This is a genomic window from Paenibacillus sp. FSL R7-0652 (genome assembly GCF_038595045.1).
Taxonomy (GTDB): Bacteria; Bacillota; Bacilli; order Paenibacillales; family Paenibacillaceae; genus Paenibacillus.
Window position 1 is genome coordinate 1752778 of the sequence record NZ_CP152001.1, and the last position, 17572, is coordinate 1770349.

Genomic DNA, 17572 nt, shown 5'->3' on the forward strand with positions numbered 1-17572 from the left:
CTTTGCACCTTATTTGCTCGACCACTATAAATAAGGGGCTGAAGGCCATGCAAACACCATTTATTCATAACCATCAATTTAACTATATTTATAAACAAGCCGAATTTCTAGTGAAAACGCTGCGCTCGGTCGTGGACCCCAAAGTGTTGGATACGGTCCGGTACACCGTCAGTACGAATGCCGCTGGCATCTTCGAGGATCCGACGGTAGAGCAGACACACCTGCTGGAGCAGCTGTCCACGTACGCGACGCCGCATGACGTGCAGACCTACTTGAATCAGCTTGAGGACTACCTGATTCCATATCCACAGGTCACAGCCAAGCAGATTCAGAAGCTGTTTCCGAAGGCCAAAAAGCTCAAGCTGCCCGATCTGGAATCGATCGATTACGCACACACTACCTATCTGCGATGGGTCGACATTGCGACAAGCCGCTTGTTCATCGTGTATCCACACGAGGGTAAGTTCCTCGGGATTGAGGGACGCATCACCGCCACGAACAAGAAGGGGTACTGTATGTTCTGTCATCGTCATCAGGAGCTTGGATTTTTCAATGTGAAGACCAAGGGATCGTCGGCGGACCATTTTGCTTCCATCGGTCAGTATGTGTGTATGGATGATAAGGCGTGCAACGAGAGCATCACGGATATCAGCATGCTGGAGAGATTTCTGCTTGCAGCTGTTAAATAAGGCTGGAGAGCTGCGTACAGCGTATATTACGAAACAAGCAGCATTACAGACCAGAAAGGTCGCTCATTGGAGCGACCTTTTTTAATATAAGCTTGGGTTCTTACTTACCATACCGCTCTTGAAACGCGGAAACGGATGATTTATTTTTCCAAAGGCGAAGCATGTGAAGCACAATAGGGGTTCTGTTTGTCCAATCGTTAACGGTACATGTACATCATCATTTATGTTGTTAGCTGCTCGGTTGATACGCCGGCATAGTTAACGCCCAACGCATACGCCTGATGCAGCAGTTCCTCATAGTGTTCCGGTGGGGCATCTACGGTATGGTATAGGAACTCAACCTTTGAATTAGACACGCCGCAGTAATCGGCGATACCGACATTAAGCAGATTGCGGATCGAATCACCATAGCTGCGCTTGTTCATCTGTTCTTCCGTTACCCCGGCAAGAGCGAGCCATAAAATCTGCTGATGATGCAGCTTGTTCGTACCGTAGGCAAAGCTGTTGTTCATTACACGGTCAATGTACCCTTTCAGCATGGCTGGCAGATGCCACCACCACAAAGGGAATACAAAAGCAATCGCATCGTGTTTCTTAAGCCGCTGGATCTCCGTTTCAATCTGAGGGGAGAAGCGCTGATTCTCCTGCGTATAGTCAGGCTCATCTTCTGCTCGCAGAATCGGATCAAAACCAATCTCATGTAAATCCACGATTTCTGTTTGGTGGCCTGCCTCTGTCAGACCTTGAACAAAGCGATCGGTAACCTGGAAAGTCAGGGAATCTTTGCGTGAATGGGATACAACGACGAGTACGTTCATTATCAATCACAACCTTTCTGGAGTTTGGTTCGGTAGCCACAGCTCCTCTGCTGATGCTATTATAAACAGGGTTGAGAACATCTGGAAGTACGCACTTTGATGTTCTATAGGGAGAAAAAAGTACCCTGAGAACATGAATGTACCTTGATGAGCAGACCGCGATGTGACGCGAATATGCGGTCCGGAATGCAGATGGAGAGATTGAGTAAGGTTGTTCTACTGAGCCTGTGTCAGTGTGAATATGGGGTTAACGTACATGGACTATGGAGGGATCGATGGTGGCAGAACAAGGGAAGACGGATGCGGAGACGGTTGTAGATGTGGCTGTCCCGAAGAAATATAGAGTTGGTGTCGAAGCCGCTTTGGAGGTGATGGGCGGGAAGTGGAAGCCGTTAATTATTTATCATTTGTTTACAGGACGTAAACGTACATCGGAGCTGCGGCGGTTGATTCAAGGCATTACGCAGAAAATGCTGACCACACAGCTCAGAGCGCTTGAAAAAGACGAGATTGTGCAGCGCAGGGTATACTCCGAAATCCCTCCCAAGGTGGAGTATGAGCTGACGGAGTATGCATTCGGGCTGAAACCGGCTCTGGACCTTTTATGTTACTGGGGAGAAGAACATCTGGATAAGGTATACGGGGATCGGTCGAAGGTACTGGAGAAATTCAAATCTACCGAAAGCTGAACAACAGGAGGCTGAATGAATGGAGCATACCGAATAGGCCAAACCGGCAGTGCCTATCCGCTGTGAAGGGGTTGCCGAACCAGTTCGAACAGTTCTATTCACCAATCGGAGATTATATCTATATGGCTCCTGTATTTGTCGGTTATGTGCCCGAGGATCAGACAGTGCGGTTAAATCATGAGCATCGTGAGTATCAATGGATGACGTTTTACGATGCCAAACATAACGCCGCACTGCCCGGAATTGATGACATTTTAGATTTTGTTGAAAAGCATTTCGCAAAAAAGACTCCTTCCAAGTGGCTGCGAATCCCGAAGGAGATTGAATAGGAGGGATAACTTATCACATTCCAGGTGATTTATCCAAGAGCAGTATTGAACTTGATGTGTATGTTAGTTCTTGAGGTGATTTTGTTCAGAACGGTTTCTTTTGATGGAAATGGTGTTTTAGAGTACTTCGGGTTATTGATATTTCTCTATGTTCTAATTTATATTGTCTTTCTTATTCGTCGATTGTTGTCCCCCAAACCTAGGGTTAAGCTGGAACATGATCATGTGATCTCTACCAAAAAGCAGAAATATGAGGCTTCCCAGATTGAGTGTATCTATATGAATTACAGACGGATCGGGATTAAGCTTTATGGCAAACGAATTGTGCCGATGGATCTATGCTTTTATTTTCAGAAAGGTCAGGAAACCGCAGGGGTAGAAGCAGTGCAGCAGTGGGCCGAACAGAACCATAAAGAAATAAAACATAAATTCTTTCAAACTTTGGCGTAAACAGATACGTCTGTGTATAAGTAAACGATAGTTGGACTTGGAAATTCAGGAGGAGCAGTCATGATAACGATCGAACAATTTCTAACCGGCGATTGGTATAAAAATTTGACGGCTGAAGTCGTTCAGCTTAAACCTCAGGTTCAATTTGTGGAGCATGCCGGTTATGAAGCACCTATGCTGATGGAATCTTTTCGAGAACGGAAATATGTTCTGGAAGGTTTCGATGCCGCTGCTCCAACTGAAGAGGAATGTGTGCAGTGGATCATGGCACAGATCGAAGAGGGCAAGGAACAGGTTATGGCTTATGTGACTGCCAGACTAACGTTCAGTGAGCAGTTGACGGATGATCCTGACGGCGAATTTGCCGAGGGTGAAGAACTGGAGGAAGGGGACCGTTCCGAGGTGGTGGAGGTGCTCGGTTTTACAAGATCGGTCATCGCGAACACGGTTATTGAATATGATCTGGTCCAAAATCATCCGAAACAGCTGACCGCTTTTTTCAAACGCACACATATTCCCGGTGCAGCCAAATTCGCTTCGCAGATTAAAAAGTTATACGCTTCTATCTAGGGTGTGTCTAAAAATGCAAGAGCAGCAGGAGAGATGCCTATGAAATTTTTAACGAATGAGTGGTACGATTTATGTCAGCAGACAGGACTGCATTTTGGAATGCGAGTACATAGAGGAGCGGCTTCGCTGGATGAAGCCCTTTTCGAAAGGCTGTATAAGCGGAAGGAAAAGGAGTATGTCAAGTTTCAGCGAGAGATGTACGACACCGACCCTCGTTACATGCTGGAGCATGATGGTCAGGTGCTGACAAGAGCAGACAAAGCTTTTAGCGGTGAAGAGGTCACGCCAGCAGATCAGATCGTTTACCATATGCCTCCCGAAGAGCGCGAACGTATTGAGAACATGATCGCCGAGTTTGATGCCCGTCCTGCGTTTGATACAAAGAAGTGCAAAGAAGATTACGAACAATCCATGCGGGGGCATTACGAGTTCCATGCAGAGCGTTTACCCACTGAAATATTGGAACAGATTGCGGATATCCGCGTGTTCTCCCTGGGGTACTGCACGAGAGAAGTCATGGAGCAGCTGAAGAAAAAAAGTGCAGAAAATACAGAAGAGATGCAGCGTGTACAGCAGGCGTACAGAGAAGTTATGGCAGCGCAGCAAATTCCGGTTGACGTGCGCCGCCGGATACAGTTCCATGATTGCACCGTGACCGAACTGCTGACAGGCGATGACCTTGTCATTCGCTTTGATACAGACGGAGGTTTCACCGAGGTGAATAAACTTACACTAACTGCAGCTGAAATAGTCAAGCAGAAGGGCGAGATTGTAGGAACATACTGGCTGTACGAGGAACTGTATCGAATCGACAACGGATATGAGCTGCATGTTCTTTTGGACGGGGGATCGAAGCCTGAACTGATTGTGCGGTGTGCTGATATTATCGCAGAGATCGAGTAAGGAGGGAGAAGATATTATGAATGAAATATCTGTACCTCCGTCTGCAGAAGAGAACATTGAACCGCTGCGGATGACCAATATCCAAGTTAAGAGATCCTGCCCCTTCATAGAAAGGCAGGATCTCTTTGTCTACCATAATCAAATCAAATCTAATCAAATCAAATCAAATCTAAATCTAATCCCAATTCCATATCTCTACCCGATTCAGATGCACATGATGAAATTCGGGATTTTGAGCAATTTTCTGCAGTTCACGTACAGGACCGGTTACAACCGCCCCATATACTTGTACGCCATTTTTCTTCAAATAGGCCAGTCGCCGCTGATCGAATTCCTGACCACTGTAATTCAAATTACCGGACATCCATTCCAGATCAGACATCATAAATTCGACCTGTTCCTTCATCGATCCTTCTGACTGTGCCTGCCTCTGATCTTCAGGTTCTGTGGGAAAGTAAATAAACCATCTGGATCCATCTTCCTCCATTTCATACAGAGGTTTGAGACTCAGATGAGGCGTATTGTAGTCGAACATACCTGCACGTGAATAGGAAAGATTCTTTTCCTGCAGCTCGCCTGAATAGATGGGCATAGCCGTGACTCCAACATCGTATTTAGAGAGAATCTGCATCAGCTGCTCAGGCGATTTCAGATTTTTCAAAGACATCGACATCTCGGCGACATGTCCGTCATCTATTTGACGAAGCCGCTTGAGGCTGCTGTTTTGCTCAGAACCTTCCTGTTCAGGTTTGCCATCGACTAAATCATACGGAAGGTAGAACGGACCTGTATCATTGCCATTCAGATAAGCTCCTGTCTTGGTAATCTTATAACTGAATTTACCGGTAATACTAAGTTCGGCCTGAACCTCGCCAGTGATTACTTCCCATGAGCCGACCTGGCGATATACTTTCAGATTAGCCTTCTGTGTCAGAAAAGGGGTAACTTCAAACGGCCCCCTATTCGACTTATCCACTCGAAGTCCGTCACCGTTCATCTCAACTACAGATACAATCGAACGCATAAACTCATTGCGCACTTTCGATTGATCGAAATAGATATGCAGTGCAGACACATAGACGTGATAGAGTATAACAACGACAAGAAGAGTTCCCCCCGCATTGAGGAAAAATTTCCAGCGTGTTCTCCATACCATGCGTCTGAACTGCTTATGACTCCATTCCGGGCGCTGCGGTTCAAAATCATCCTGATGCAGCACATACAGATCGTCTGTTCCTGTTGGTTTGGACATTATTCATTCTCTCCTTTCATCTGTAACATCTCTTCTTTGAACCGTGCTCTGGCACGGAACAGGGTTACCTTGACCTGGCTCATATTCATATCCAGAACCTCACAGAGTTCCTTATAGGACAGCTCATTCAACTCTCGCAGCAGCAGTACAGTCCGATACTGTTCGGGAAGCTTTTTCATCACCTGCTGAATGAGCTTTGATCGTTCACGGGCAGCGAGCATTTCCTCAGGCGTACGATATGTATTTTCTACACCTTGTTTCTCCAATTCCCGGCTCATTTCCAATTCTCCGCGATTTTTTCGATACCAGTCGATAAATAAATGTCTGGCTACTTTGTACAGCCACGCTCGGGCGTAGGCTGCATGGTTTGTTTTCATCGATACCATAGCTCTGTAAAATGTTTCTTGAACTAACTCCTCAGCGATCTCCTGTGATCCACACATCCGGTATAGATAGAGCTGCAGGGAGGATTGGTACTGTTTGAACAGTTTGGCATATAAATCACTCCTCATTCCAGATTTCATCCTCCTTCAAATAAGACAACGGATGGAGTTGAAAAATGTTACAATTAAATTGAAAGTTTAGGTATGACTTGGGTTGGACCATCCTTTTGTCAGACACATCAGTTCATATTCATCAGGGAGGTGTTCAACAATATGGAATGGATTACAGCGTTAATCGCAGCTTTTGTGTTTATTATTGTTGTTCTGATCGTCATAGCGATCGTACGCTATGCCGTAGATTCATCCAGAACATCAAGAAAACTCGATTCTTTAATGAAAGAAGTACGTGATCTGCGAGCGGAAGTCAGAACACTTCGGCACACCAAGCAGCAGGAAAGTAAACATTTTATCGATGAGAAAGTGTAGCCGCGGTGAGCACCTGTGTGTGATTTGGAATGTAAATGGAGCTTACCCAATAACTTGTATCGGGAGTGAACACATTTGATGTATTCCATTCAAGACGTTCAAGCTGTATTCATCGACAGAGATGGCACGATCGGGGGCACGGGGCATTTTATTCATCCGAGAGATTTTGAGTTATATCCGAATGCACAGGAGGCGATTACGCTTCTAAAGGGGACAGGAACGAAGGTATTTGCATTTACGAACCAATACCGAATTTCACGCGGACAAGCAACCGTTCAGGAGTTCGAGCAGCAGTTTCAGGAGTATGGGTTCGATCAGGCCTACATATGTTCACATGAAGAAGAATGCAGCTGTCGAAAGCCAAAACCCGGCATGTTACTTCAGGCCGCTGAGGAGCATGGCTTGGACTTGACCAAGTGCATCGTTATTGGCGACGTAGGTGATACGGACATGCTTGCTGCTCACGCGGTAGGAGCCGTCAAGGTGATGGTGAGAACAGGTTGGGGAGAATCTTCATTAACGAAGTTCAGAGAGAAGTGGGCTCAGACGGAACCGGATTATGTTGCGGCAGATATTTTGGAGGCCGTGCATTGGATTATGAATAGAAGTGATGGCTAGATGTGTAATCTGGTTTATTACACAAATTACACAAGTTAGAATGTGGGAGTGATTTGATGATCGCCAGAACATGGCATGGGGCGGTGCCGCTGGAGCATAAGGAAGCTTTTTTGGAATACGAGTATGAAACAGGTGTGAAAGATACATTGGCGATCCAAGGGAATTGCGGAGCCTATCTGAAGGTCGTTGATCAGGGTGCATACGCGCACTTTTTCCTGTGCACCATGTGGGAGGATATGGAGTCGATGATGGCTTATGCAGGACCTGAGCCTACGATTGCGGTAACGTATCCGAAGGATGAGGAGCTTGGTTTAATCTCCGACCCAATCGTAATTATACAGGAAGTGACCAGCGCCGACAGTCCGTTCGAGGATTGAAATAGAACTAAACGAAATCGAAGGGGAAATGAAATTGAAGGCGTTATCCATCATCGCAGTTATAATATTCTCATTGACTTTATTATTCATATTTATTTTGGGACCCATAGACGAGGGCGCTGCTGCATTTATAGCACTTGTATCTATGTTGTTTGCCATACCTTATTCGATTTTTGTGCTTGTAATGGTCAATAAGTTGAAGAAACCAGTGGTTAATGTCCATGAACAGCTTTTGCAGTTAGGGGAATTAAGGGACAAAAATATCATTTCGGAGTATGAATTCGATCAAAAAAAAGAGAAATTGCTTGCAAAAATAAGATGAAATTAGAAACAGGTGAAGTACATGAACAACAATCAAGGTCTCAAGGAGATTACTGAGCTGTTTCACAAACATATGATTCACGAACAGGTTATAGAAGCAGAGCAGTTGTCAGGCACGACGGATGGACGGGTGTTGAGACTTCGTGGAAGCTCGGGCCAGCAGTATATTTTGAAATGGGATGATCCGGAACAAATCCAGATTGCACAGCAGTTTTTGGCTGCGTACAGTCATGCGATGCTGCTGCCGAAGGTTCTCTTTACAGCTGAGGACAACACTTACTTTGTATACAGCTATAGGGAGGGGGAGACTCATTACAATCGGGGGACGAAGAAAGTCTGGTTAACCCGGCTTGTGAAAGAACTGTTTAATACATATGTTCGTCTGCCGGATACAGATTCATGGGGGAGAATGGAGTATCCACGTGAGACATGGAAGGTATTCAATCAGATTAGTATCGAAGAGGCGAGAGAGAATCTCGGTGATGTACTTGGATTGGAAGATTACAATCTAGTTCTATCTACAGTAAATCGTCTGTTTCATGAGGATGAGGCGGCGAGGTTTCTTTTGCATGGGGATGCAGGTGTACATAATGTGGTATTCAAGGAAAAGAAAATGATCGGGGTGATCGATCCGTCTCCCATGGTGGGCCCGGTTCACTATGACTTTCTCTATGCTTTTTGTTCCTCACCCGATGACCTCGACCCGACATTGTTATGGGAGGTATTTGAGCACCTTGAACAGGTGCATATGGATAAATTCAGATTGATGGAAGAAGCCCTGGTTCATCTATACTGCCGGGTTGGGCTCAGTAACAAACATCATCCGCAGGACCTGCCTGAGTATCTAGAAGCGTGGGATTTGTGGAAACGGCAGTGTGAGAAGCATTAATGCATATTTTTGAAAAAATGAAAGATTGTAATGATGATATCAGCAGGGTAAAGGAGGTCATTCCATTGGTAAACGCATAAACGGAGAAGAATCCCATGATATGCACTCGAAATACATGTGGTTTTTCTCTACCTATGACATCAAACATCATATAAGAGGAGAATTGACATGTTAAAACAATTAAGCGAGTCCATTTATTATATGGTTAATGATAATGAACGAGAAAGACCGGTGCTTGGATTGGTATGCGGAGAAAAATACAGCCTTGTGATCGATGCGGGCAATTCGGTTCAGCATGCTGAAGAGTTCCTGGCCGAGATTCGGCAATTGCAGGTGCCCCCAGTTCGGTATGTGGTTATCACTCATGCACATTGGGATCATTTTCTGGGAATGAATCAATATGAAGATGCAGTGATTATCGTCAATCGTCTAACAGAGCAGCGCTTGAATGAGTGGCGAGCATATACCTTTGATGATGCTGCGCTCCTTAAGTATGTAGAGGGGAACAGGCTGAGTGCACATGGCATGCAAATGATCCAGAATGAGGTGCCGAATCGAGAATCGTTTACACTAGGCAGGTCGGGAATTGTGTTCGAAGGCTCTCTCGAGCTTGATCTGGGGAACAAAGTGTGTACACTGGAACAGATTCGCAGTACACACACCGATGACTCAACTATTGTGTATGTTCCAGATGAGAGAACGTTATTCCTTGGGGATAGCCCTTATTCTACGACGACGCGTTCATTGTTTCATTATAAGCAGCATCGGCTGCTGCCTATGATCGAGGATATACAGCGTTACGATGCAGTTCATTTCCTGCTGGGGCATGAGTCGATCTGTGACCAAGAAGAAATGGATATGTTCTTCGGTCAATTGACGGCATGCAGCCAAGCTGTAACCTCGACATCTCTGGAAGAAGCGATGGATTCGTTTGAACGAGAACAGGGGCGCGCTCCAGTGGGGGATGAGTTGTTTTTCTTAAAAGCATTGGTCAATGATCGGATTCTAGATGCTGAATTGCCGTCCAATTAGAAGATAGCGGTGGCTGTACATTTTACTGTATACCAATTGTGCCCTGGCTTAAAGCCGGGGCTTTTTTATTGCTTTAACGTTACGTGACATACGACTTGAGTATAGGCGCTGCCGAACTTCATAATGGAGATGAAATAAAATCTAACGATTTCCACGAACCTTATTTGCCCTCCATGGGGAGTTTCAACATTCTAACGATTCCCAGGAAGCTTATTCCATCAAGAAACCTGAAAAATATCCTCGATTGGGGCGAAATCAGCGAAATAGCGTCGCTGTGAATCGTTAGAAATGTGAAGTGCTTAAATATGGCTGAATAAGGCTTCTCCGGATCGTTAGCGCTGAAGTTGAACAATGATACAATGAAAATTAATGCATTTGCCGCTTGGATTCTCAGGCAATCTATACCGAGGAGGAGAAATAAAATGAGAAGCAGTTATAAGATTCCTGACCTGCTGCAGGAAATGATGGAATGGGAGCAGGAAATTAAGCATGAAGTGCCTTATCTGGAGACGCCAACGGGGTATTTTCTACAGTTCGACCCCCATGACCATGGCGGTTATCTGTGTTCTCCCGCGGATGCCATCGTATTTGCCAATACGGGCATGGGCGGCATTCATTTTTCGTTTTTGACGGACTTCAGCCATATTTCGGACTTAAGCGCAGCACCTATCATACGTGTAGATCCAACGGATTTTGGACGTTATGCCAGAATTGTGGCCAGCAATATCCGAGAGTTTTTTGCGTTAGGTTTCTCAGGTCACGTGGACTTACTGCTCAATGAGTTTGAATCAAAACAGCAGTATCTCAACTTTGTGAAAGAACAGGCAGAGGACATGAGTGAAAGTGAATACTTTGATAGAAAACGTTGGCATCTTGAAAAAAACAAGGTTCGGAACTGGGCTGTGCAGCGATTTGACCTGCAGCTGATCCCGGACGGTTACTCTTATATGCAGGAAGCTCGGCAGATCAGACGCAGCGAAGTCATTGTCGATACGCTTGATGGTCTTGGTGCTGCGCTGGGGAAAGGCATGATGAGTGATGGTGCTGCGGCAGCCGTTCCGCATCCGTGGTATGGCAAGGAGATTCCATATGATCAGGAGGAACAGCTGCTGTCTTACGTATCGAGTGCAGATCCAATCGGTCTGTTTAGTTTCATCCGCGACAGTCAGGCACAAGGGTTCGATGATCCTGATGTGTACCGGGCGATGAAAGACAGACTTGTTTCATTCGGACTGACGGCGGAAGCTCAAAAGCTGATGCTTTACAGGTGAATGACATGTCACCTAAGGAGGGGAAGAAAAATGCGTGGAACCCGATTTATACCTTATTTAAGTTACATTGGTTTTGGGCTTGCAGCTTTGACGATCATGGTACATTTCAGTTTTAGATGGGGGATAGAACAAGGTTGGGGTATAGGGATACTCATGCTGCTGTCGGTATTCAATGCAGCTTCTTTATTATTTACACTGTTCTGGGGAGTTTTCGGAGTATTGGAGTTCGCCCTAATATGGAAGCAAAATCAGAGGATAAATTTCAGAGTGAGACGCGGAGCGATAGATGCAGAAGAACATGCGAGGCAGATTAGAAATGTGAAAAGAAGCATGATCATCAACATTAGCTATCTGGTTATTCTGTTATGTCAGCTGGGGTATGTCATTCTTAACTGGGACGAGATCGATATCTAGACCCATATATTAATGTGAAGGTACATAGCGCGTAGTTTGCTGAAAAAATAGACTGGATTTACTGCTCGTTTAACTATAAAATGGAAGTGTTAAAATAAAACTAGGTTTCATCAAATGAAACTTAGAGAGGGTGTGTATAACATGAACTTTCATTTCAAAGGCATTGACCATGTGCAGCTGGCAGCTCCTGCGGGGTGCGAGAAGGAAGCCAGACATTTTTTTAATCAAATCTTGGGCTGGACAGAGATTCCTAAGCCTGAAGCATTGCAGAAACGCGGCGGTGTGTGGTTTCAATGCGGAGATCATCAGGTGCATATCGGTGTGCAGCATGATTTTGTACCCGCTTCCAAAGCCCATCCGGCATTCCATGTACAGAATCTGGAGCAGCTGCGTGAACACCTGCACATGCACAGTATTCAAGTTATCGATGATGAGGCAAGAGCAGATGAGGGAGTCCGGCGCTTTTATCTGAATGATCCCTTCGGGAATCGGCTGGAATTTCTGGAGTTTACTGCAGCATAAACAAAAGCATAAACAACAGCAAAGCATACAGCTAACTTTAATGCCCATGCCATAGCGAACGCTAAGGCTAAGCTGATACCAACGCTATGCTAATGCTCTGTTGTACTAACGCAGCGTTGATGTTAACAATGCAGCATCAAAAAACAGGGCGATCCCTTCACTGGAATCGTCCTGTTTTTGTCTTATTAGATATAAGCAGGCAGTCCGCCTGCGATAGATTTAATGATGGTGATGCGCATGGGCATCAGGTGCGTCGCCTTTCACGGTGCAGAGAACCGAGGTGTCGTGAAGATGCTTTTCGGACTCGACCTGCAGGGTGACATGTTTGATCTCTTTGTGCTCCAGCAGATGTTCGATTTGCTGCACAAGAATCTCGGATGCATATACATCCATCGTTCCATCCACGACGATATGGGCGGTCAGCGCGTTCAGGTTGCTGGTAATCGACCATACGTGCACATCATGCACACCTTTAACACCTTCTACCTGCTGCATGGTCTGCACCAGATCGTTGACATCGACATTAGCCGGCGTACCTTCCATCAAAATGTGCAGCGAGGATTTGGTGACATGAAATCCACTGCGCAGTACGAGCGCTGCTACAATGACACTTGCCAGCGGGTCAGCCCAGCCCCACCCGAAAAACATCATGAGCAGTGCGGCAGCAATGGCGCCGATGGAACCGAGCATGTCACTGATGACATGAAGGTAAGCCCCGCGCATATTCAGGTTATTCTCCGTATCGCTTCCTCGCATCATGAGCCATGCAACGAGAATGTTCACGAGCAATCCGATTGTACTGATGATCAGCATGCCGACCGTTGCAACTTCAGGCGGGTTGATGAAACGGCCTACAGCCTCGTAAAAAATATAAAGGGCAATAGCAATTAACGTGATGCCGTTCAGTGCAGCTGCCAGAATCTCAAAACGTCTATATCCGTAGGTTTTGCCTGTATTGACGGCTTTTTCCCCGAACGTGAACGCCAGCAAAGCAATGCCGAGCGCAATGGAGTCCGAGAGCATATGACCTGCATCAGAGATGAGCGCGAGACTGTTGGTGATGAATCCCCCGAAGGCTTCCACGATCATGTACAAGGTAATGATAATAAAGGAAAAGAGCAGTACCTTTTTGTTATTGGTGGTGTGAGCATGATGATGTCCATGGTCGTGACCATGGGTATGACTGTGTTGTTGTCCCGACATTATAAATCCTCTCCTTGGGAGCCTTGCTCCATTATGTAAGTTACCTGATAACGACATGCTGTGTATTTCCAGCGACTGTGGTTGTGCTTCTTCCTTTCATAGTAAAAAGGATAACGAATTCTTATATATATTATATGAACATATGAACAATCACTCATATGTTATGGATTTATTATAAATCTCCCTCATAGTAGTGTCAACCAGATTGGCGAAAATATAAACATGTATCGACACAGACAGCTGTAATGGAGATCTACTGGCAGCTGTACTGGCTAATGGCTTCGCATTTGTGCTACCATCGGGGCAGGATCACTATAGAAGGGCGGACAACAAGATGAAACATCTGCTGCTGGCAGACGATGATGGCCATATTCGCGCACTGCTGCGCCACGTTATGACGAAGGAAGGATACCGGGTACATGAAGCACAGGACGGTGCGGAAGCCGTCAAAATCATACAGGAGACGCCGATCGATCTGGCGATTCTGGATGTCATGATGCCGGGTATGAATGGACTTGAGCTGTGTGACTACATCCGTCAGCATTACGATATTCCCATTATGCTGCTGACGGCACGGGATCAGCTGTCAGACAAGAAAGAAGGGTATCTGCGAGGTACGGATGAATACGTAACGAAGCCATTCGAACCGGAAGAACTGGTATACCGGGTTAAAGCTCTTTTTCGCCGATATCACCGGACTTCCAGCGATATAATTCGTATGAACCGGATTGTGATTGACCGCAGCAATGTGGAAGTGAGCGACGGGCAGTCGATTCTTTTTTTACCAATGAAGGAATTTGAACTGCTGTCGCAGCTTGCGCAGTTTCCCGGACGCCTCTTTTCGCGGGACGAACTGATTCGATTGGTCTGGGGGGCGGATTATGAAGGAGATGACCGAACGGTAGACGTACATATCAAACGGCTGCGTGACCGCTTTGCGGATTATACAAATGATTTTGTAATCCATACGGTGCGGGGGATTGGATACAAGATCGAGGTGAAATCTCATTGAGAACGCTGTACGTTCGAATATTTCTCATTACGGTGGCTGTGATTATCGTCAGCAGTCTTCTCGGGTTCTTTTTCTCCAACATCTATTATCATGCGAAACTTAAAGACTTTAATGATGAGAAGTTGGTCGGTATCGCCATGGACATGAAAAAGTTTGCCGAAGAGCAGCCTGAGCCGGGTACGGTAGAGCGATATCTTCACAACGCAGCGGCATTAGGATACGAAATCTATGTCACAGACGGTCAAGGGCATGATCAGTTTTACGGTCGGGAGTTCCGCGAAAAAGAGTTGGACAGGCAGGCTGTACGTCTGGTGCTGGGGGGCGATGTGTACCATGGCGTGGCCGAGTTTCCCAGCCAACCATTTATTACGGGATTTTTTGATAATCAATTAAGCAATACGGTGGGTGTTCCGCTGCAGGTAGGCGATGCTCGCTATGCCATGTTCATGCGTCCCGATGTGATCCTGCAGTTTGGAGAACTGCGCATTTTCTTTGCACTTATTGGGGCTTTAACGGTGGGCATCAGTGTCCTGATCTTTCTGTTCAGCACGCGTTATCTGGTGAATCCGATTGAACGGCTGTCCGAAGCGACGAAACGCATTGCGCAGGGCAATTATAACCTGAAATTAAATACAGCAAGACGTGACGAGATTGGCCAGCTCGCCCAGCATTTTATGACGATGAGCAGCGAATTGGAACGGGTGGATCAGGCGCGGCAGCAGTTCGTATCCAATGTCTCACATGAGATCCAGTCACCTTTAACCTCCATTCAGGGGTTTGCCCAATTGGTGGCGGATCGGGAATTACCGGAGCAAGAACGGGCGCATTACGCATCCATTATTGAAGAGGAGAGCAGACATCTTTCGTCGCTGAGTAAACAGCTGCTGCTGCTCTCTTCCCTTGAACAGGGACATGAAGATATGACTCAGACCCAAACCGCATTCTCTCTGAAAGATCAATTCCGTCAGGCCGTTCAGGTACTGCAGTGGCAGTTGGAGGATAAGGAGCTGCTGCTTCGCATGTCCATACCCGATTCCATAGCGCTTAAGGGCAACGAAGTGCTGCTGATGCAGGTCTGGATGAATCTGCTGGGTAATGCGGTGCAGCATCTGCCGAAAGGCCGAAGCATTGAGGTTCGGGCAGAACAGACGGATACCGCATGTGTCGTTTATATTCAGGATAACGGAGACGGAATTGCAGCGGAGCATCTGCCGTTTCTGTTCGATCGTTTCTACAGGGCGGATCATGCGCGTGAACGTTCTTCCGGTGGGACGGGCCTGGGCCTTGCGATTGTGCAGAAAATTATCCGCATCCATCACGGCACGATTGAGGTGTCCAGTTCGGCCAAAGGCACGGTCTTCACCGTAACGCTCCCGCAGATGTAATCTGTTATTCATTTTCCGTTCATTTTCACCTCTTATACTTGGGTTATCAAGAGGGAGGTCAGAGCATATGTACTTGGCTTTACGAGAAATGAGATTTGCAAAGGGACGTTATGCCTTGATTGCCACGATCATGGTGCTGGTTTCGTTTCTGGTGCTGTTTGTAACCGGACTTGCACAGGGGCTGTCGTATGATAACGCGGCTTCGATTAAAAATATGGCAGCATCCCGCTTTGTACTCGAACAGGATTCGAATCATCGTTTCACTCGTTCACAGGTAGGTCAGAAGGAGCTGGATGAGGCGCGTGCTGTCGTTGGGCAGGATCATGCCGAGCCGCTTGGCGTTCGAATGACCACCGTCAGTCCGGCGGACGATACCAAGAAAATCGACGTCGCCCTCTTTATGGTGAACCCGGGCAGCTGGCTTGCGCCAACGGTTACCGAAGGCAGAGCGATCAATGATCAGTCCGCGGGACAAGTTGTGGTAGATCAGAAGCTCGCGAAATCCGGCGTAACGATCGGCACGGTTTTGGTAGATCAGGCTTCGGGAACCGAGTGGACGGTCAGTGGTTTTGTACAAAATGAATCGTTCAGCCACGCACCAGTGGTATTCCTGAATGAGCAGGAATGGCTCGCACTGCAGGTTGGATCACGAGCTGCACAGATGCCATCGGCAGCGGGGAGTGAAGCTGAAATCGGCACTGGCGCTGGTGCTGCATCTGCAGCATCGGTTACGCCAGTATACAATGCCATTGCGGTCAAGGATGCAGATGATCAGATGAGCAGCCTGAGTGCTGCACTGCCCAAGACAGAGATCATCACCAAATCGGAGGCGGTATCTGCTATCCCTGGTTACAAGGAGGAGCAGGGCTCGCTGATGATGATGATTGCTTTTCTATATGTGATCTCGGCGTTTGTACTTGCTGTATTTTTCTATGTGATAACGATTCAGAAGACCAGTCAGTTCGGCATTTTAAAAGCAATCGGGACCCGAAACGGTTATCTGGCAGGCAGTGTATCACTGCAGGTCCTGCTGTTATCCGTGGGCAGTTTGGCCATTAGCGTCCTGCTTGTAAGGCTGTTTGAATCTGTGCTGCCCGCATCAATGCCCTTTCAATTAGAATTATCCACGCTTGCATTAACGTGTGTATTGTTCATCCTCATGTCGATGGCGGGTTCGTTATTCTCGGTGTGGAAGGTCGCTAAAATTGATGCACTTGATGCAATTGGGAGGACGGCAGCATGAGAAACCGACTGGAATTGCAAGGCATTACACAGACATTTGATGACGGCGGCAGCCCGCGGACGATTCTGGATCGGCTTGATCTGCAGGTGGCAGAAGGAGAGCTTGTCGCGGTAATGGGCCCTTCGGGCTCAGGCAAAAGCACATTCCTGTCCATTGCAGGTGCACTGCTTCAACCAACGGACGGCGATGTACTGCTGGACGGTACTTCGATTATGGGCAAAAGCAGGACGGATATCTCGGATGTGCGGCTGCGCCAGCTCGGATTTATTTTTCAAAGTGCCAATCTGATTCCTTACCTGAAGGTGGAGGAGCAATTGATGGTGGTGGCGAAGCTTGCAGGTATGGATAAAAGCAAAGCCGAGCGCCGTGCAGGTGAGCTGCTGGAGACGGTGGGCCTGTCTCACCGCCGGAAAGCGTACACCGACAAGCTGTCGGGCGGGGAACGCCAGCGCGCTGCCATTGCGCGGGCGCTAATGAATGATCCGGCTGTGCTGCTGGCGGATGAACCGACGGCCAGCCTGGATGCGGAGCGCGGGCTGGATATTGTAGGCACGATTGCACGGCTCGTCAAGGAGCAGGGCAAAAGTGCAGTGATGGTTACGCATGATGAGCGGATTTTGCCGCTCTGCAGCCGGGTTCTTTTTTTGGAAAAGGGTAAGCTGGTTCAGCATTAAGGACGTTTGGAATACGATTCGAGAAAATATACGGCTCATTAT

23 protein-coding genes are annotated in these 17572 nt (G+C 47.0%); 19 read left to right on the forward strand and 4 right to left on the reverse strand.

The features are described from left to right. The first annotated feature begins 47 nt into the window (after positions 1–47). Positions 48–689: a FusB/FusC family EF-G-binding protein gene (locus MKY97_RS07925; RefSeq protein ID WP_342554910.1), complete on the forward strand. Its 642-nt coding sequence runs from the start codon at positions 48–50 to the stop codon at positions 687–689. A 221-nt stretch (positions 690–910) separates the two neighbouring features. Here MKY97_RS07925 and MKY97_RS07930 read toward each other — a convergent pair whose 3' ends face one another. Further along, the gene (locus tag MKY97_RS07930) at positions 911–1507 is read right to left on the reverse strand and encodes an NAD(P)H oxidoreductase (protein WP_342554911.1); all 597 of its coding nucleotides are present in this window, start codon (positions 1505–1507) and stop codon (positions 911–913) included. A 275-nt stretch (positions 1508–1782) separates the two neighbouring features. Between MKY97_RS07930 and MKY97_RS07935 the strand changes: the two genes are divergently transcribed. The 5 genes from MKY97_RS07935 to MKY97_RS07955 all read left to right on the forward strand — a co-directional run bounded on the left by MKY97_RS07935 (position 1783) and on the right by MKY97_RS07955 (position 4448). Continuing rightward, entirely contained in the window at positions 1783–2196 is a 414-nt protein-coding gene (locus tag MKY97_RS07935) for a helix-turn-helix domain-containing protein (protein WP_342554912.1), read from the forward strand. Between the two features lie 62 nt (positions 2197–2258). Then, positions 2259–2525 (forward strand): hypothetical protein, encoded by a 267-nt coding sequence (locus MKY97_RS07940; protein ID WP_342554913.1) that lies wholly within the window; start codon positions 2259–2261, stop codon positions 2523–2525. 225 nt (positions 2526–2750) lie between these two features. Further along, on the forward strand, positions 2751–2975 hold the full coding sequence (locus MKY97_RS07945) for a hypothetical protein (protein WP_342554914.1): 225 nt from the start codon (positions 2751–2753) through the stop codon (positions 2973–2975). 60 nt (positions 2976–3035) lie between these two features. Beyond that, the gene (locus MKY97_RS07950) at positions 3036–3545 is read left to right on the forward strand and encodes a hypothetical protein (protein WP_342554915.1); all 510 of its coding nucleotides are present in this window, start codon (positions 3036–3038) and stop codon (positions 3543–3545) included. 39 nt (positions 3546–3584) lie between these two features. Beyond that, positions 3585–4448: a DUF4085 family protein gene (locus MKY97_RS07955; protein WP_342554916.1), complete on the forward strand. Its 864-nt coding sequence runs from the start codon at positions 3585–3587 to the stop codon at positions 4446–4448. 175 nt (positions 4449–4623) lie between these two features. Here MKY97_RS07955 and MKY97_RS07960 read toward each other — a convergent pair whose 3' ends face one another. Continuing rightward, positions 4624–5700: an anti sigma factor C-terminal domain-containing protein gene (locus MKY97_RS07960; RefSeq protein WP_342554917.1), complete on the reverse strand. Its 1077-nt coding sequence runs from the start codon at positions 5698–5700 to the stop codon at positions 4624–4626. Further along, positions 5700–6212 (reverse strand): sigma-70 family RNA polymerase sigma factor, encoded by a 513-nt coding sequence (locus MKY97_RS07965; RefSeq protein ID WP_342554918.1) that lies wholly within the window; start codon positions 6210–6212, stop codon positions 5700–5702. Before MKY97_RS07965 ends, MKY97_RS07960 begins: the two co-directional genes overlap by 1 nt. 144 nt (positions 6213–6356) lie before the next feature. Here MKY97_RS07965 and MKY97_RS07970 point away from each other — a divergent pair, with 144 nt between their 5' ends. From MKY97_RS07970 to MKY97_RS08010, 9 genes are all read left to right on the forward strand, one after another. Continuing rightward, complete coding sequence (locus tag MKY97_RS07970) at positions 6357–6569, forward strand: hypothetical protein (RefSeq protein WP_342554919.1); 213 nt, start codon at positions 6357–6359, stop codon at positions 6567–6569. Between the two features lie 78 nt (positions 6570–6647). Next, positions 6648–7187 (forward strand): HAD-IIIA family hydrolase, encoded by a 540-nt coding sequence (locus MKY97_RS07975; RefSeq protein WP_342554920.1) that lies wholly within the window; start codon positions 6648–6650, stop codon positions 7185–7187. A 56-nt stretch (positions 7188–7243) separates the two neighbouring features. Continuing rightward, a complete protein-coding gene (locus MKY97_RS07980) occupies positions 7244–7564 on the forward strand; it encodes a hypothetical protein (protein WP_342554921.1) in 321 nt (106 codons plus the stop codon). A gap of 34 nt (positions 7565–7598) precedes the next feature. Next, entirely contained in the window at positions 7599–7886 is a 288-nt protein-coding gene (locus tag MKY97_RS07985) for an SHOCT domain-containing protein (protein ID WP_342554922.1), read from the forward strand. Positions 7887–7907: 21 nt separating this feature from the next. After that, on the forward strand, positions 7908–8774 hold the full coding sequence (locus MKY97_RS07990; protein ID WP_342554923.1) for a phosphotransferase: 867 nt from the start codon (positions 7908–7910) through the stop codon (positions 8772–8774). A gap of 168 nt (positions 8775–8942) precedes the next feature. Next, positions 8943–9806 carry an MBL fold metallo-hydrolase gene (locus MKY97_RS07995; protein WP_342554924.1) on the forward strand — a complete coding sequence of 288 codons (864 nt, stop codon included), beginning with the start codon at positions 8943–8945 and terminating at the stop codon, positions 9804–9806. A gap of 422 nt (positions 9807–10228) precedes the next feature. Continuing rightward, positions 10229–11077 carry a hypothetical protein gene (locus MKY97_RS08000; protein ID WP_342554925.1) on the forward strand — a complete coding sequence of 283 codons (849 nt, stop codon included), beginning with the start codon at positions 10229–10231 and terminating at the stop codon, positions 11075–11077. 30 nt (positions 11078–11107) lie between these two features. Next, positions 11108–11491 carry a hypothetical protein gene (locus MKY97_RS08005; protein WP_342554926.1) on the forward strand — a complete coding sequence of 128 codons (384 nt, stop codon included), beginning with the start codon at positions 11108–11110 and terminating at the stop codon, positions 11489–11491. A gap of 141 nt (positions 11492–11632) precedes the next feature. Next, entirely contained in the window at positions 11633–12013 is a 381-nt protein-coding gene (locus tag MKY97_RS08010; protein ID WP_342554927.1) for a VOC family protein, read from the forward strand. 219 nt (positions 12014–12232) lie between these two features. Here MKY97_RS08010 and MKY97_RS08015 read toward each other — a convergent pair whose 3' ends face one another. Beyond that, complete coding sequence (locus MKY97_RS08015; protein WP_342554928.1) at positions 12233–13216, reverse strand: cation diffusion facilitator family transporter; 984 nt, start codon at positions 13214–13216, stop codon at positions 12233–12235. Positions 13217–13550: 334 nt separating this feature from the next. Between MKY97_RS08015 and MKY97_RS08020 the strand changes: the two genes are divergently transcribed. The 4 genes from MKY97_RS08020 (at position 13551) to MKY97_RS08035 (ending at position 17530) form a co-directional block, all read left to right on the forward strand. Then, positions 13551–14228 (forward strand): response regulator transcription factor, encoded by a 678-nt coding sequence (locus MKY97_RS08020; RefSeq protein WP_342554929.1) that lies wholly within the window; start codon positions 13551–13553, stop codon positions 14226–14228. Further along, the gene (locus tag MKY97_RS08025; RefSeq protein WP_342554930.1) at positions 14225–15613 is read left to right on the forward strand and encodes a HAMP domain-containing sensor histidine kinase; all 1389 of its coding nucleotides are present in this window, start codon (positions 14225–14227) and stop codon (positions 15611–15613) included. Before MKY97_RS08020 ends, MKY97_RS08025 begins: the two co-directional genes overlap by 4 nt. A 67-nt stretch (positions 15614–15680) precedes the next feature. Then, positions 15681–16856, forward strand: a complete 1176-nt coding sequence (locus tag MKY97_RS08030) for an ABC transporter permease (RefSeq protein WP_342554931.1) — start codon at positions 15681–15683, stop codon at positions 16854–16856. Continuing rightward, positions 16853–17530 carry an ABC transporter ATP-binding protein gene (locus MKY97_RS08035; RefSeq protein WP_342554932.1) on the forward strand — a complete coding sequence of 226 codons (678 nt, stop codon included), beginning with the start codon at positions 16853–16855 and terminating at the stop codon, positions 17528–17530. Before MKY97_RS08030 ends, MKY97_RS08035 begins: the two co-directional genes overlap by 4 nt. Positions 17531–17572: the final 42 nt, after the last annotated feature.

Coding starts and splice junctions, on each gene's coding strand:
- MKY97_RS07925 (WP_342554910.1), top strand. CDS start 48: ATGCAAACACCATTTATTCATAACCATCAATTTAACTATATTTATAAA.
- MKY97_RS07930 (WP_342554911.1), bottom strand. CDS start 1,507: ATGAACGTACTCGTCGTTGTATCCCATTCACGCAAAGATTCCCTGACT.
- MKY97_RS07935 (WP_342554912.1), top strand. CDS start 1,783: ATGGTGGCAGAACAAGGGAAGACGGATGCGGAGACGGTTGTAGATGTG.
- MKY97_RS07950 (WP_342554915.1), top strand. CDS start 3,036: ATGATAACGATCGAACAATTTCTAACCGGCGATTGGTATAAAAATTTG.
- MKY97_RS07955 (WP_342554916.1), top strand. CDS start 3,585: ATGAAATTTTTAACGAATGAGTGGTACGATTTATGTCAGCAGACAGGA.
- MKY97_RS07960 (WP_342554917.1), bottom strand. CDS start 5,700: ATGTCCAAACCAACAGGAACAGACGATCTGTATGTGCTGCATCAGGAT.
- MKY97_RS07965 (WP_342554918.1), bottom strand. CDS start 6,212: ATGAGGAGTGATTTATATGCCAAACTGTTCAAACAGTACCAATCCTCC.
- MKY97_RS07970 (WP_342554919.1), top strand. CDS start 6,357: ATGGAATGGATTACAGCGTTAATCGCAGCTTTTGTGTTTATTATTGTT.
- MKY97_RS07975 (WP_342554920.1), top strand. CDS start 6,648: ATGTATTCCATTCAAGACGTTCAAGCTGTATTCATCGACAGAGATGGC.
- MKY97_RS07980 (WP_342554921.1), top strand. CDS start 7,244: ATGATCGCCAGAACATGGCATGGGGCGGTGCCGCTGGAGCATAAGGAA.
- MKY97_RS07990 (WP_342554923.1), top strand. CDS start 7,908: ATGAACAACAATCAAGGTCTCAAGGAGATTACTGAGCTGTTTCACAAA.
- MKY97_RS07995 (WP_342554924.1), top strand. CDS start 8,943: ATGTTAAAACAATTAAGCGAGTCCATTTATTATATGGTTAATGATAAT.
- MKY97_RS08000 (WP_342554925.1), top strand. CDS start 10,229: ATGAGAAGCAGTTATAAGATTCCTGACCTGCTGCAGGAAATGATGGAA.
- MKY97_RS08005 (WP_342554926.1), top strand. CDS start 11,108: ATGCGTGGAACCCGATTTATACCTTATTTAAGTTACATTGGTTTTGGG.
- MKY97_RS08010 (WP_342554927.1), top strand. CDS start 11,633: ATGAACTTTCATTTCAAAGGCATTGACCATGTGCAGCTGGCAGCTCCT.
- MKY97_RS08015 (WP_342554928.1), bottom strand. CDS start 13,216: ATGTCGGGACAACAACACAGTCATACCCATGGTCACGACCATGGACAT.
- MKY97_RS08020 (WP_342554929.1), top strand. CDS start 13,551: ATGAAACATCTGCTGCTGGCAGACGATGATGGCCATATTCGCGCACTG.
- MKY97_RS08030 (WP_342554931.1), top strand. CDS start 15,681: ATGTACTTGGCTTTACGAGAAATGAGATTTGCAAAGGGACGTTATGCC.
- MKY97_RS08035 (WP_342554932.1), top strand. CDS start 16,853: ATGAGAAACCGACTGGAATTGCAAGGCATTACACAGACATTTGATGAC.